The sequence below is a fragment of the Flavobacterium sp. UBA5153 genome (genome assembly GCA_002413745.1).
Classification (GTDB): domain Bacteria; phylum Bacteroidota; class Bacteroidia; order Flavobacteriales; family Flavobacteriaceae; genus Flavobacterium.
The window spans coordinates 1-14,345 of record DHXP01000076.1; the positions used below are offsets into that span (position 1 = coordinate 1).

Here is a 14,345-nt window from a genome sequence, read left to right on the forward strand (position 1 = left end):
TGATTAAACAATGAAATTCCATCGGGAGATTCTTCAAAAAATTGAATGAAATATTGACTCAGATACTCATCACAATTCAGTTGCAAATTGTAAAACTCGGAATCAGATATAAATAACCCGGTTCTAAAGTTAAGCACCCCGAACTATCCGAAACAAACCCATTTCCTTCTTCAATATAATACAAACGATAATAAGGACTAATTACATTATTGTAATTCCATTTTTGATCAAGTTTCACATAATCTATATGTAATAAAGAGAGGAAATATTTAAAAATATTTTTAGACATAATTTTAAAATCGTTTTTTGATAATAAAAAATCGTTTTTGAATAATAAACACAACTGGAATACCATTTACATTTGTATTTATATTTTACACAAAAACAATAAATAATATAATTTATATGATAAATATTTACATAATACTTATTTATAACATTAAGTAATTGAAACGATTTGTTGTCGTAATTATTAAAACTATTGTAATTATTTAATTGTTTGTCAAATAATTAAAACAATTTATATAAAAGTAAAACACGACATTATATCGTTTTTACTACTTAAATTGTACAGCAAACAAGATTTGCTGAATTGGAGAATGTTATTACAAACGTTCCATTTTTGAAGAACATAAATACAAATCCGCAAAAACGGTAATTCATATTCTTATCGATGTAGTGAGTAAAAACGGTAATTTATGCTTAAACATACCCTTACGAGGCGATGGTACAATAGATGAAGATGAAAGAAATGTAGTTTTAGAAATTGGTCAATGGATGAAAATAAATAGTGAAGCCATATACAATACACGACCATGGACTGTTTTTGGTGAAGGTCCAGCACAAGAAAGTGCGGCACCACTATCAGCCCAAGGTTTCAACGAAGGCGGGGGTAAGCCATTTAGTGCGTTGGATTACCGTTTTACAACTAAAGGTAATTCTTTGTATGTAATTGGACTTGGATGGCCTGAAAATGGGAAAACCTTAATCAAAAGTCTTTCTATGGGAAATCCAATGAGATTAGATTCCATTAATCGTATTGAACTTTTGGGAGCAGGGGAACTTAAATTTGTACGGAAAGAAGATGGTCTAGAAGTAATTCTACCTAGTAATAGACCCGAACTTAATTATGCTTATGTATTAAAGATCAATTAAGAACATGTCTTCAGATTAGAAACAAAACAATAATAAATGGTATTAAAGTTTTAGAACACCATTCCAACAACTTTATACCTTAAAATAAAATTATAATTTATAACATACTTATCAAAGAAAATGAAGAAGGACTTCTAAAACAAACTAACAATTCAAATAAGTCTCAAATAATAACTTTACCAAAAATCAGTAATCAAGCAAAGATAATATTGAACTATGAAATATACCTTAGTAGTTATGTCTTTCGAATTCTAAAATAATATAAATTCAATAAAATATTTATGGCACTAAATGTTCAATCGGTTGTTCAAAACAAAGTTGTTTCCAAAGAAAATAAAAATTTGTTATTTCCTTTTATATTGGTTACCAGTTTATTTTTTTTCTGGGGTTTCGTTCACAATCTGGATCCTATTCTAATTCCTCATTTAAGAAAAGCTTTTAATCTTTCTGATTTACAATCGTCCTTGATAGACTCTTCTGTTTTCATTGCTTATTTTGTCATGGCTTTGCCCGCGGGTTATATCATGCGGAAGTATGGATATAAATCCGGTATTATGATTGGATTAGTCTTATTTGGCTTAGGTTGTCTTTTATTTGTACCTGCTGCCAACTCATTACAATATATCTATTTCTTAGGGGCTTTGTTCATTATCGCATGCGGACTTACCTTTTTGGAAACGGCCGCTAATCCTTATGTGACTATACTGGGACCCGCCGAAACAGCCACTAAACGCTTGAATTTTTCTCAGTCTTTCAATGGATTGGCAGCATTTATAGCTCCTACTTTTATAGGTCCGATGATATTATCCGGAAAAAATCTTAGCCAATCTGAAATGGACAGAATGGCTTCGGCAGAATTGCATTCATATATAGCCACAGAAGCCGCAAGTGTCAAAATGCCTTATCTTACTTTAGGACTCATTATTTTGGCAGTAGCAGTGGTATTTTATCTCACGAAAATGCCAGACGTGAAAGAGGAAGATAAAGAGGGGATAGAAGGAGCGAGTTTTGGTATGGCCTTAAAATCAACAAAATTAAGATGGGGAATTACGGCACAATTCTTTTATGTGGGCGCACAGGTTTGTGTTGCTAGTTTTTTTATAAAAATGGCTACCACCACAGCAGGTCTCGAAGAGGGTACAGCTGCAAAATATTTAGGTTTTTTCGGATTGGCTTTCATGTTAGGACGTTTTGCAGGTACTTTCTTTATGCAGTATGTTCAACCAAGAAAATTATTATTGTTATATGCAACCATCAATATTTTGTTGTCGGTGATAGCTATAATGGGGACAGGAATGCTAGTTGTTTATACCTTGATAGCCATTGGCTTTTTTATGAGTATCATGTTTCCTACCATTTTTTCTATGGGAATTGATGGTTTGGAGCATAATACTAAAATTGGTTCATCATTAATTGTCATGTCAATTGTGGGCGGTGCGTTATTGCCTCCGGTTTTGGGATTAATCTCAGATAAAACGGGAAGTATACAAAACGGTTATTTTGTTCCCTTAACTTGTTTTTCTGTGATACTATTGTTTGCATTGAATGTCCATAAAACTAATAAAGTAAAAATTCTAAATTAATTAGTATGTTAGAAAAAGAGTTAAAAGATTGGTATTGAAAATACACCCTGATAATAATATACTGGTGGCTACTAATTCTATTTTGGTTAAAAAATGAATTATATTATCGATATCGATTGTAGAGCGGTGATCAGTGGAAAAAAACCATTGAAGAAATGAAATGGCAAAAGACATTCTGGAGTATTGTATTAAAGCAACCAATGGAGAAATCATACCTAAAACTGTATAATTGAACCAAGATGATTTCATCCCATGGAAACGAGGAGTGTCATTGTAGTAATTAAGAGTTATAATTTAGATGACGTAGATTGTGAAATCTAAATCATAACAGATTAAATCTAAAAATTAAAAATCTAGTAAAACTATGTTTTCATTACAAAATAAAAAAGCTGTAGTAACAGGCGGTGGCAGCGGAATAGGAAGGGCAATTGCGACTTTGTTTGCAAAACAAGGGGCAGAATTGCACATTATAGATTTATCGATTGAGAGCGCACAGGATACGGTTGATGAAATTCAAAAATCTGGAGGAAAAGTTTTTTCCTATGCATGTAATGTGGCAAATCAAAAAGAGGTATTGGCTACATTTGAAAAAATAGGAAATATTCATATTCTTATAAATAATGCAGGAATTGCCCATATAGGCAAAGTGGATACAACATCAGAAGTAGATTTTGACCGTGTTATGGACATAAATGTCAAGGGAGTATACAATTGTTTGTATGCTGCCATACCACAATTTAGAAATTCAGGTGGAGGTGTTATTCTGAATATGGCTTCGATTGCGGCTTGGGTAGGCATTCCGGATCGATTTGCTTATTCTACGGCCAAAGGAGCAGTAATGGCAATGACTTTATCGGTGGCCAAAGATTATATGGCCGAAAAGATACGCTGCAATTCCGTTTCTCCGGCACGAGTGCATACTCCTTTCGTGGATGGATTCATTTCCAAAAATTATCCGGGTCAGGAAGCCGAAATGTTTGAAAAATTATCAAAATCACAACCCATAGGACGTATGGCTAAACCCGAAGAAGTGGCGGCTTTGGTTTTATTCTTATGCAGTGATGAAGCTGGTTTTATTACGGGTTGTGATTATCCTATTGATGGAGGGTTTATTAAATTAAACAATTAAGGCCGCCTTATTCATATAGATATAATTATAAAAAATAATCATAATAAAAAAATAGATAAATGAAACTAATACGTTTTGGAGAAGTTGGTATAGAAAAACCAGGTATTTTAATTGGAGAAAAAAGATTTGATGTTTCGTCGATTATTACAGACTATAATGAAGGATTTTTTGAAGAAAATGGATTGGAAAAATTAAAAATAGCTTTGGAAAGCAATCCCTCTTTGCCTGAAGTTGATGCCTCTGTGCGTTTGGGTTCGCCAATAGCAAGACCTTCAAAAATCATTTGTATTGGATTAAATTATGTAGACCATTGTCTGGAAACCAATGCGCCGATACCGGAAGAGCCTATTATTTTTTTTAAATCGACTACTGCCTTGTGTGGACCGAATGACGATTTAATAATTCCTAAGAACAGCGATAAAACCGATTGGGAAATTGAATTGGCATTTGTGGTAGGAAAAAAAGCCAGCTATGTGGAAGAAGCCGATGCGATGGATTATGTTGCGGGTTATTGTTTGCACAACGATTACAGCGAAAGAGCTTATCAGCTGGAACGCGGAGGACAATGGGCGAAAGGAAAAGGATGTGATACATTCGCACCCCTTGGTCCTTTTATGGCAACAAAAGATGAAATTGCAGATGTAGATAATTTGTCGATGTGGTTGGCGGTAAATGGAAAAAAATTCCAAGACAGCAATACATCCAATTTAGTTTTCAAAATTCCTTTCTTGGTTCATTACCTTAGTCAGTTTATGACATTGCTTCCAGGGGATGTTATCAGCACAGGAACGCCTCCAGGAGTTGGTTTGGGGATTAAACCAGAACCAATTTATATCAAAGCAGGGGATGTAATTGAGTTGGGGATGGAAGGTCTGGGATCTAGTAAACAAGTGGCGATAACTTTTAATAAGTAATTAATTATGAAAACACAAAAATATTGTTTGGCTTTAGATCTAAAAGAAGATCCACGGTTGATCGCCGAGTACAAGGGGTACCATGAAGAAGTTTGGCCGGAAATTATAAAGAGTATTAAAGATTCGGGGATTAGCCTCCTTGACATTTACTGCTTTGGAAATCGCATGTTTATGATTATTGAAGCCAATGAAGATTTTTCTTTCGAAAAAAAAGCAACAATGGATGCCAATAATCCTAAAGTTCAGGAATGGGAAGAATTGATGTGGAAATTTCAACAGGCCTTACCGGGGGCGAAATCTGGAGAAAAATGGGTACTGATGGAAAAAATATTTGAATTAAAATAAATAGTTATCAACATTTTTGGATGTATCATCCCGTAAAAGACTTCTAGTTTGGGGTAATATGAAAGTAATTAGGAATATTTACGGAATCATTGCATAGAAACTTGGGTTAAAAACATTTGAAGACTCGGTTAAGATAAATTTTGGATACGATTCCGTTCGAAAAAAAGAATGACCACTGCTGACGGGATTACTAATATGGTTGACTTTTATTTTGTCTAAAAAATTCAGTCATGCTAAAGGAAAGTTAATTTATGTTGCTGTTGGGCATGAGCATTTGGACAGGACTTCATAGTTAATACAAAGAATGTGTTTTTATTCAAAAAGTAAATCTCAGAGTAACTTGTTTACAAATTAGTGTTGGAAACTAAATGAAAATCATTAGAAAAACTGGAAACCGAATTAAACCGATAATAATCATAAAGAAAAATTTTAAGAGATGAAATATATAGTATGTGAGAAACCCCATAAGTTTAAATTAAAAGAAAAACCTATGCCGGTGCGCAAGGATGGTGAAGTATTATTAAAGGTTAGAAAGATAGGAGTTTGCGGCACAGACATCCATGCCTTTGGCGGTACACAGCCTTATTTTGAATATCCACGAATCTTAGGACATGAGCTCGCTGCTGAATATATTGAAGGTAATGCAAAAGACTTCAAACCAGGGGATAAGGTAACTTTTATACCCTACTTTCATTGTGGTGAATGTGTGGCTTGCAGAAACGGACTTACAAACTGCTGTGCAAAGATTAAGGTTTTTGGGGTTCATATTGATGGGGGTATGGCGGAGTATATTACCATACCTGAACAGTATTTACTGCAGGGCCATGGACTGGATTACGACCAACTAGCACTGGTTGAACCGCTTGCCATAGCGGCACATGGTATAAGAAGGGCTGCCGTAAAGGCAAACGATACGGTACTTGTTATGGGAGCTGGACCTATAGGAATTGGCCTGATACAATTTGCCAAAATAGCAGGGGCAAAAGTAATAGCCATGGATATAAACGAATACAGGCTGCGTTTTTGTAAAGAAGAACTTAATGCTGATGCTTCCATAAATCCTGCAAATGAAGATGTCACGGCAAGACTTATGGAAATAACAAACGGAGATATGCCTACAGTTGTTATAGATGCAACTGGTAACCGCAATGTTATGAACAGCGCTTTTAATTACATAGCCCATGGTGGACGATTTGTTTTAGTGGGTCTGCAAAAGGGTGAACTCAGTTTTAGCCACCCTGATTTTCATAAACGTGAATCAACTCTAATGAGTAGTAGAAATGCAACAAAAGATGATTTTCTCTACGTGATGGAATGCCTTAAAAACGGTAAAATAGACCCAAAGAAATACATTACCCACAGGGTCTCTTTTACAGAAATGATAACTGAATTTGAAAAGTTGATTGATCCAAAAAATAACGTCATCAAAGCGTTGATAGAACTGGATTAAACTAAAAAATTAAAAATAGTATGGATTTAAGATTAAAAGATAAAATAATAGTCGTTTCAGGATCAGCAGGAAAGCAAGGAAGTATTGGTGCGACCATTATAAAAAGACTGGCTGATGAAGGTGCAATACCTGTAATTTTAGACCGTAACGACAGAGGTTATGGCTATGCCGAAGAACTTCAAAAAAGAGGTTTGGATTCGCTATTTGTGAAAACGGATGTAACCAATCTGGAGCAAATGGAAGTTGCGGTACAAAAAATTGTTGAAAAATACGGACGAATAGATGCTGTTATCAATAACGTTGGAGTAAATGATGGAACAGGATTAGATGCCAGTTATGAGGAGTTCATGGACTCTTTAAAACTGAATCTGGTCAGCTATTTTTTATTAACCAAGTTTGCGCTTCCTTATCTCAAGGAGTCTAAGGGAAATATTCTCAATATTGGATCTAAAGTTGCCTTAACGGGACAAGGCAGAACTTCTGGATATGCTGCTGCAAAAGGTGGAGTATTAGCTCTAACCCGAGAATGGGCAGTTGACTTAATTCAATATGGCATACGCTCGAATGCCCTTATAATTGCAGAATGTTATACACCCGCTTATGAAGATTGGATAAATACACTTCCGGGTGGTGAAACGGTACTGGCAAAAATAAATAAAAGTATACCGTTTGAAGCTAGGATGACAAGCCCTGAAGAAATAGCAGATACTGCATTGTTTATTATCTCTAATCGGTCTTCCCATACTACCGGACAATTCGTTTTTGTTGATGGAGGCTATGTGCATCTGGACCGTGCATTGATAAATGATAAAAATTAGATTAATGGTATGAATAAACGAATAGATTCCCATCAACATTTTTGGAAATTCGATCCTATTCGCGATAGTTGGATTGACGAATCGATGCAGAAAATTCAAAAGGATTTTCTGCCTGAAGATCTTTTGCCATTACTCAGTGAAAATAGTTTTTCGGGTTGTATTGCAGTTCAAGCAAACCAATCCGAAGAAGAAACTAATTTCCTGCTAGACTTAGCCGCTAAAAATGATTTTATAAAAGGTGTGGTAGGATGGGTAGACTTATTAGATAAAAATATCGCCGAGCGACTCGCTATCTTTTCAACCCAAAAAAAGCTGAAAGGTTTTAGGCATGTAGTACAGGGGGAATCAGATGATTTTATGCTAAGAAATGATTTTCGAAACGGCATTAGAGAGTTAAAACAATATAATTACACCTATGACATTCTCATTTTTCATCGTCAATTGCCGGCAGCTATAGATTTGGTTAATTCTTTTCCAGATCAAGCCTTTGTAATAGACCATATTGCCAAACCGGACATAAAATTGGGGGCAATCCAATACTGGAAAGAGGGCGTCAAGGAGTTAGCAAAAGCAGAAAATGTGATGTGTAAAATTTCAGGAATGGTTACTGAGGCAAATTGGCATACATGGAAATCAGATGATCTAAAACCTTATCTCGATGTGATTTTTGAAAATTTTTCAAAAGAAAACCTAATGTTTGGTTCTGATTGGCCCGTTTGTAATCTTGCCGCAAACTATAATTTGGTTGTAAAAACTCTTGAGGAATATATTTCACAATTACCGATTCCAGAGCAGGATCTTATTTGGTATAGCAATGCCAATACTTTTTATAAACTCGATTCCTGAAAGCAATTGTGTAGACAATTAAAAAGGAGCTTTTCATTTTGAATGTATTGGATAATTCAACAAGCTAGTTTCATGTTGTAGAAGGTTTTTTCTTCTGAAAGTAAGCTATTAAGGTAGGAATTTATATAAATATATTGAGGTGTTCTGATAATTACTTATAATTTATTGTGTATTTAAAGTATGGAAAAATTTACAGGAGAAAGTATTTTAGAATTCACCGATAAGTTCAAAACGGATTTAGATTGTTTAGAATATTTAGCAGAAATAAAGTGGAGATAAGGTTTTAAATTAGTGATTACAACTCAGTTAAGATATTTTGATGAGTATCTTCTTTTTGCTAGTGCCAATGAACCTAATGTGGAAAATGCAACTCAAATGGCTGTTTTGACATCTTATCATCAAAAGTTTATAGACGCAGTACGTTCTACAGGTGGTAAAAATGGCTATTGTACTTTAGTTATTCAAGGACCTTTAACGGATATTGAAAAAACAAATAATTTAATGACAACTTTACCTACCGATTCTGCAGAAAAAAGATTGATGGCAGAAGTACATTATTATACACCATATCAATTTTGTCTTATGACTGAAGATGCTACTTGGGGTAAAATGTTCTATTATTGGGAAGCTAGTTATCATTCAACAACTGATTTAACTCGTAATGCAAACGGGGGAGAAGAAGCAGAATTGGATGCATTCTTCAAATTTATGAAAACCAAATTTGTAGACAAAGGAATTCCAGTTATTTTAGGAGAATTTAGAGCAATAACAAGAACTTCACTCACAGGTGATGATTTAACGTTACATTTAAATTCAAGAGCTTATTACTTGAAATATGTTGTAAAACAAGCTAAAGCTAATGGATTGTTACCTTTCTATTCGGATGCTTGAAATATGGGCACAAATGCTTCGGCTATTTTCAACAGAACCAATAATACCGTATTTGACATACGGGCTTTAACAGCTTTACAAGAAGGATTAAAATAAAAAAAAGAGGTTCAAGTTAATGATTATTTTATAGACTTGAACCTATTGCTTTTGTAAAATATATTTAATTAAAATAAATTTCAATGAAAAAATTAGTATTCCTTATTTTGCTTGTCAAACTGCCTTTTTCTTTAAACGCTCAGTATCAAAAGCATATTAGCAATAAAGGAAGTAGTTATTTTTTAAACCCTATTTTTGCAGGTGATTACCCAGATCCAAGTTTATTACGTGATGGTAATGACTATTACATTGTGCACTCTTCATTTGAATATTATCCTGGCTTGCTCATTTGGCATTCTAAAGATTTGATTAATTGGATACCTGTAACTCATGCATTGCACAAATATGTTGGGTCTGTTTGGGCTCCAGATTTAGTTAAATACAAAAACAAATATTATATTTATTTTCCTGCTAATAATACAAATTATGTTATAAAAGCAGATAAAATTGAAGGCCCTTGGAGTGATCCAGTCGACTTAAATATTGGTAATATCGATCCTGGACACATTACAGATAAAGATGGAAATCGTTATTTGTATTTTAGTAGCGGTGGATATGTTCCTTTGTCCGAAGACGGTCTTTCCGTTGTTGGAAAATATAATCAAGTATATAGTGGTTGGCCAATACCTAGAGATTACATTATTGAATGTTTTTGTATGGAAGGGCCTAAAATTGTAAAAAGAGGTGAATATTATTATCTTACAACAGCCGAAGGTGGAACAGCTGGTCCTGCCACGAGTCATATGATCATTTCGGCACGTTCCAAATCACCACTTGGGCCATGGGAAAATTCACCAAATAATCCAATCCTTCGAACCGTAGATCGCTCTGAAAAATGGTGGTCTAAAGGACACGGTACTTTATTTGAAGATACAAATCAACAGTGGTGGATGGTTTTTCACGCATATGAAAATGGTCATTACAATATGGGGCGTCAAACCCTACTTCAACCTGTAGAATGGACAAAAGACGGATGGTTCAAATTTCCTGATGCTATAAAAACAGACAAACCAATAAAAAAACCTTTGGGCGCAGCTCCAAAATCAACTTTTACATTAAATGATACTTTTGATGGGAATGATTTAAAACTACAATGGCAATTTTTTGGAGAATACGATCCAAGTCGATTCAGTTTGGCTGATAATACTTTATCGCTTAAAACCAAAGGCAATTCAATTGCTAACTGTTCTCCTTTGCTTTATATTCCATCTGACCATTCCTATATGGCAGAAGTTGAACTGCTAATTGAGGGTAATGCAATTGGTGGCTTGGTGTTGTTTTATAATGACAATAATGCCTTTTCAGGTATATTGGCAGATAATACAAATATTTTAGGAAACATTCGAGAATCGCAATTTACTACTGAAGAAAATGTAATTAAAAAACATGTTTACCTTCGTTTAAAAAATAGTAATAACACTGTAAATATGTATTATAGTACAGATAAAATAAAATGGATTAAAGTTCAAAATTCTTTCGAAGTGTCTGGACTACATCACAATGCACTTGGCGGTTTTTTGAGTTTGCGCCTTGGACTTTGCGCTATGGGTGATGGAGTTGTTAAATTCAAGAATTTTGTTTATCAGAAATTATAATCAATTTTTGGAGTAAGTATAGTTTTTTTTCTATGTCTTTAATTTCTAATAAAAAATGGTTTGAGCTGTTCTGATAATTACTTATGATATTTATGTATATTTAAAAGTATGGAAAAATTTATAGGAGAAAGTATTTTAGAATTCACCGATAAGTTCAAAACGGATTTAGATTGTTTAGAATATTTAGCAGAAATAAAGTGGAGAGAAGGTTTTAAATGTGTGAAATGCAATCACACAAAATTCACTATTCGTAAAAAGAATTTTGCAAGGGATTGTAACGCTTGTCATCATATTGAAAGCCCAATTGTAGATACTATTTTTCACAGAGTTCGATTTGGTTTGAGAAAAGCATTTACAATTGTTTTTGAGATGAGTGCAACCACAAAAGGTTTCTCTACAAAACAAATAGCAAAACGATTAAAAATCAGTAGAACTACGGCAACTAATTTTATTAAAAAAGTTAGAATTAGCATGGCAAGTAGTGCTTCGCAGCCAATGATTGGACAGGTTTTTGTTGATGAATTTGTTTTTGGAGGTAAAGAAGATCTTAAGCAAGGAAGGAGTAATGATTCAAAAAAAAAGAAGTTGATAATCGCCGTTGAAACAAATAATACTGGCGGAATCAAAAGAGTATATTTTGACCAACTTGAAGATTATTCGTGTAAAGAAATACGCAAAATATTTGATAAACATATTTCTAAATCTGCAACAATAAAAACAGACAAATGGACTGGTTATAATCCATTAAAAAAAGAGTTTGATTTGAAACAGATTAAAAGCGACAAAGGCAAATCATCAAAAGAATTGCATACTATAATTCATCAAGTAAAATCTTGGTTGAGAAGTACTTTTTCTTGGGTTCATAAAGAGCATATTCAGAACTATTTAGACAAGTTTAGCTACCGAATTAATAGATCGATTTACAAGGAAAATATATTTTACATACTTATAAACAGAATGATTAATATTCAAAAGGCTTAATATCAATGTATTATAATAGGTGAATAAATGAACACCTCAAAAAAACTTTAAAACTAAAATTAAATTATTTATGAAAAAAAACAATCTAGTACTAATGTTGCTGTTGGTTCTTACCTTAGGAATTAAAGCACAGTCGTTTCAAAAAACAGATTTAGGTATCAAAGCCAAAATCAATTCAATTGATGTTGAAATTCAATTCTATGGACCATCCACAGTGAGAGTTTTGAAATCTCCTGTTGGGAAAGCTGTTACTAAAGAAAGCTTAACGGTGATAAAAAAGCCTCAAATCACTAAGTTTACTGTCAATCAACAAGCTGATATAGTTTCGTTGAAAAGTGAAAAGTTGAAAGTTGATGTAAATGTAAAATCGGGTAAGATATCGTTTTATTCACTTGCTGGAGCATCACTTTTATCGGAGAAAGAATCAGGTGCAACTTTTACAGATTTCAATGATGCTGGATCTAAAACCTACACTATCAATCAATTATTCACGCTAGACAAAGAGGAATCAATTTACGGTCTAGGACAACAACAACGAGGTAAATTGTCACTTCGAAACGCAAGAATCAATATGGTTCAAGGAAATACGGATGACTATGTTCCTTTCCTTGTTTCTGCAAAAGGCTACGGATTATTTTGGGATAATTACTCACCAACAGTATTTGAAGACAAGCCTGAAGTTACCTCATTCAAATCGAATGTTGGTGATTGTATTGATTATTATTTTATGCTTGGCGGAAATATCGATGGATCAATTGCCGGTATGCGCGAACTGACCGGACAAGCTCCTATGTTTCCGTTGTGGACCTTCGGTTATTGGCAAAGTAAAGAACGCTACAAAAGCCAAAACGAACTGGTGGGTGTAGTAAAAAAATACCGTGAAATAGGTGTGCCACTTGATGGTATCATTCAGGATTGGCAATACTGGGGCAATAATTACCTGTGGAACTCGATGGAATTTCTCAACTCCGAATTTCCTAACCCCAAGAAAATGGTTGAAGATATTCATAACATGAATGCCCACCTGATTATTTCCATCTGGTCTTCATTTGGTCCACAAACAAAGCAATACCGCGAAATGAAACCTAAGGGTATGCTTTTGAATTTTGGAACATGGCCTCTATCTGGATTGGACACATGGCCTCCAAATCGCGATTATCCATCAGGCGTAGAACCTTACGACCCATATAACCCTGAAGCACGTGATATTTACTGGAAGTATCTGAATAAAGGGCTTTTTTCACTGGGAATTGACGGATGGTGGATGGATTCATCGGAACCTGATCACATGAATTTCAAAACTTCCGATTTCGACATTCAAACCTATCTTGGCTCATTCCGTAAAGTACGTAATGCTTTCCCGTTGATGACGGTAGGAGGAGTTGCAGAACACCAGCGTGCTGCAAATTCGGATAAACGTGTATTTATCCTTACCCGCTCGGCATTTGCCGGTCAACAACGTTACGGAGCCAATACATGGTCGGGCGATGTGAATTCTTCCTGGCAATCGTTACGCAATCAGATTCCGGCAGGCCTCAACTTTTCCATGAGTGCTATTCCTTATTGGAATACTGATATCGGTGGTTTTTTTGCTGGAGCGTATAACAAGAATTGGAACGATGGATCTGGTGCCAGAAATCCTTCATTTCAGGAACTGTATGTTCGCTGGCTTCAATTCGGGGCATTTACACCAATGATGCGTTCGCACGGTACAGATATCCCCAGAGAAATATATAACTTTGGGAAAAAGGGCGAGACAATCTACGATGCGATAGCAAAAACAATTAATTTGCGTTATTCGTTGTTACCCTATATTTACTCTACTGCCTGGACGGTTACGAATAGCCAATCTACCATCATGCGCGCTTTGGTGATGGACTTTAATGATAAGAACGTTAGAGACATGAACAACGAGTATATGTTTGGTAAATCAATATTGGTAGCTCCGGTTGTTCATGCGCAATATACTCCGGAAACTATTTTAAAATCAAACGCTGAAACCGGTTGGAATAAAGAAGAATCAGATAATGAAAATAAAAGTACAGCAGTGAACTTCACTCAGGCTAAATCTACGAAAGTCTATTTACCCGAAGGAGCAGTTTGGTATGACTTCTGGACAAACGAGAAAATCAATGGTGGTCAGGAAATAGTAAAATCAACAACAATCGATGAGATTCCTTTGTACATTAAGGCAGGAAGTATCATTCCGTTCGGGCCACAAGTGCAGTATGCCACCGAAAAAAAATGGGATAACCTCGAAATCCGTGTTTACCCCGGAGCTAATGGTGAGTTTACATTGTACGAAGACGAAAACGATAATTACGACTACGAAAAAGGAATTTATTCAACCATAAATTTTACCTGGAACGATGCAAAAAAGATGCTGACCATCAACGACCGAAAAGGTTCGTTTCCTGGAATGCTTACAACTCGTAAATTTAATATTGTAATCGTTGCAGCTGGTAATAAGTTTGATAAAGTAGTAACTTATAAAGGAAAAAAAATCTCAATTAAACTGTAATAGAAAAGGTTACAAATTAGT

The 14,345-nt window shown here is 34.7% G+C and carries 13 protein-coding genes and 1 pseudogene; 13 read left to right on the forward strand and 1 reads right to left on the reverse strand.

Annotation, left to right across the window (positions count from 1 at the left end; genetic code table 11):
- Positions 1-76: 76 nt before the first annotated feature.
- Positions 77-289, reverse strand: coding sequence for a hypothetical protein (locus tag B2145_RS16090; protein WP_291104557.1), 213 nt, complete (start codon positions 287-289; stop codon positions 77-79).
- Between the two features lie 329 nt (positions 290-618).
- Between B2145_RS16090 and B2145_RS16095 the strand changes: the two genes are divergently transcribed.
- The 13 genes and pseudogenes from B2145_RS16095 to B2145_RS16155 all read left to right on the forward strand — a co-directional run bounded on the left by B2145_RS16095 (position 619) and on the right by B2145_RS16155 (position 14,324).
- Positions 619-1,155, forward strand: a complete 537-nt coding sequence (locus B2145_RS16095) for an alpha-L-fucosidase (protein WP_291104602.1) — start codon at positions 619-621, stop codon at positions 1,153-1,155.
- Between the two features lie 281 nt (positions 1,156-1,436).
- The gene (gene fucP / locus B2145_RS16100) at positions 1,437-2,738 is read left to right on the forward strand and encodes an L-fucose:H+ symporter permease (protein WP_291104559.1); all 1,302 of its coding nucleotides are present in this window, start codon (positions 1,437-1,439) and stop codon (positions 2,736-2,738) included.
- Positions 2,739-3,102: 364 nt separating this feature from the next.
- Positions 3,103-3,867 (forward strand): SDR family NAD(P)-dependent oxidoreductase, encoded by a 765-nt coding sequence (locus B2145_RS16105; protein WP_291104561.1) that lies wholly within the window; start codon positions 3,103-3,105, stop codon positions 3,865-3,867.
- Positions 3,868-3,926: 59 nt separating this feature from the next.
- Complete coding sequence (locus B2145_RS16110) at positions 3,927-4,781, forward strand: fumarylacetoacetate hydrolase family protein (RefSeq protein ID WP_291104563.1); 855 nt, start codon at positions 3,927-3,929, stop codon at positions 4,779-4,781.
- 6 nt (positions 4,782-4,787) lie between these two features.
- On the forward strand, positions 4,788-5,126 hold the full coding sequence (locus tag B2145_RS16115; protein ID WP_291104566.1) for an L-rhamnose mutarotase: 339 nt from the start codon (positions 4,788-4,790) through the stop codon (positions 5,124-5,126).
- 436 nt (positions 5,127-5,562) lie between these two features.
- On the forward strand, positions 5,563-6,576 hold the full coding sequence (locus tag B2145_RS16120) for a zinc-binding alcohol dehydrogenase family protein (protein ID WP_291104568.1): 1,014 nt from the start codon (positions 5,563-5,565) through the stop codon (positions 6,574-6,576).
- A gap of 20 nt (positions 6,577-6,596) precedes the next feature.
- Positions 6,597-7,394 carry an SDR family oxidoreductase gene (locus B2145_RS16125; protein ID WP_291104570.1) on the forward strand — a complete coding sequence of 266 codons (798 nt, stop codon included), beginning with the start codon at positions 6,597-6,599 and terminating at the stop codon, positions 7,392-7,394.
- Positions 7,395-7,403: 9 nt separating this feature from the next.
- The gene (locus B2145_RS16130; RefSeq protein ID WP_291104573.1) at positions 7,404-8,240 is read left to right on the forward strand and encodes an amidohydrolase family protein; all 837 of its coding nucleotides are present in this window, start codon (positions 7,404-7,406) and stop codon (positions 8,238-8,240) included.
- A gap of 180 nt (positions 8,241-8,420) precedes the next feature.
- Positions 8,421-8,513 (forward strand): annotated as a pseudogene (locus B2145_RS16135) (IS1595 family transposase); the annotation flags it as partial.
- An 18-nt stretch (positions 8,514-8,531) separates the two neighbouring features.
- Entirely contained in the window at positions 8,532-9,131 is a 600-nt protein-coding gene (locus tag B2145_RS16140; RefSeq protein WP_291104576.1) for a glycoside hydrolase family 5 protein, read from the forward strand.
- A gap of 179 nt (positions 9,132-9,310) precedes the next feature.
- Entirely contained in the window at positions 9,311-10,822 is a 1,512-nt protein-coding gene (locus B2145_RS16145) for a family 43 glycosylhydrolase (RefSeq protein WP_291104578.1), read from the forward strand.
- 108 nt (positions 10,823-10,930) lie between these two features.
- A complete protein-coding gene (locus B2145_RS16150) occupies positions 10,931-11,803 on the forward strand; it encodes an IS1595 family transposase (RefSeq protein ID WP_291104581.1) in 873 nt (290 codons plus the stop codon).
- Positions 11,804-11,873: 70 nt separating this feature from the next.
- Positions 11,874-14,324: a TIM-barrel domain-containing protein gene (locus tag B2145_RS16155; RefSeq protein WP_291104584.1), complete on the forward strand. Its 2,451-nt coding sequence runs from the start codon at positions 11,874-11,876 to the stop codon at positions 14,322-14,324.
- Positions 14,325-14,345: the final 21 nt, after the last annotated feature.

What these genes read in the sequence shown, in the direction of transcription:
- B2145_RS16090 (WP_291104557.1), bottom strand. Translation starts at nt 289, where the DNA reads ATGTCTAAAAATATTTTTAAATATTTCCTCTCTTTATTACATATAGAT.
- fucP (WP_291104559.1), top strand. Translation starts at nt 1,437, where the DNA reads ATGGCACTAAATGTTCAATCGGTTGTTCAAAACAAAGTTGTTTCCAAA.
- B2145_RS16105 (WP_291104561.1), top strand. Translation starts at nt 3,103, where the DNA reads ATGTTTTCATTACAAAATAAAAAAGCTGTAGTAACAGGCGGTGGCAGC.
- B2145_RS16110 (WP_291104563.1), top strand. Translation starts at nt 3,927, where the DNA reads ATGAAACTAATACGTTTTGGAGAAGTTGGTATAGAAAAACCAGGTATT.
- B2145_RS16115 (WP_291104566.1), top strand. Translation starts at nt 4,788, where the DNA reads ATGAAAACACAAAAATATTGTTTGGCTTTAGATCTAAAAGAAGATCCA.
- B2145_RS16120 (WP_291104568.1), top strand. Translation starts at nt 5,563, where the DNA reads ATGAAATATATAGTATGTGAGAAACCCCATAAGTTTAAATTAAAAGAA.
- B2145_RS16125 (WP_291104570.1), top strand. Translation starts at nt 6,597, where the DNA reads ATGGATTTAAGATTAAAAGATAAAATAATAGTCGTTTCAGGATCAGCA.
- B2145_RS16130 (WP_291104573.1), top strand. Translation starts at nt 7,404, where the DNA reads ATGAATAAACGAATAGATTCCCATCAACATTTTTGGAAATTCGATCCT.
- B2145_RS16145 (WP_291104578.1), top strand. Translation starts at nt 9,311, where the DNA reads ATGAAAAAATTAGTATTCCTTATTTTGCTTGTCAAACTGCCTTTTTCT.
- B2145_RS16150 (WP_291104581.1), top strand. Translation starts at nt 10,931, where the DNA reads ATGGAAAAATTTATAGGAGAAAGTATTTTAGAATTCACCGATAAGTTC.
- B2145_RS16155 (WP_291104584.1), top strand. Translation starts at nt 11,874, where the DNA reads ATGAAAAAAAACAATCTAGTACTAATGTTGCTGTTGGTTCTTACCTTA.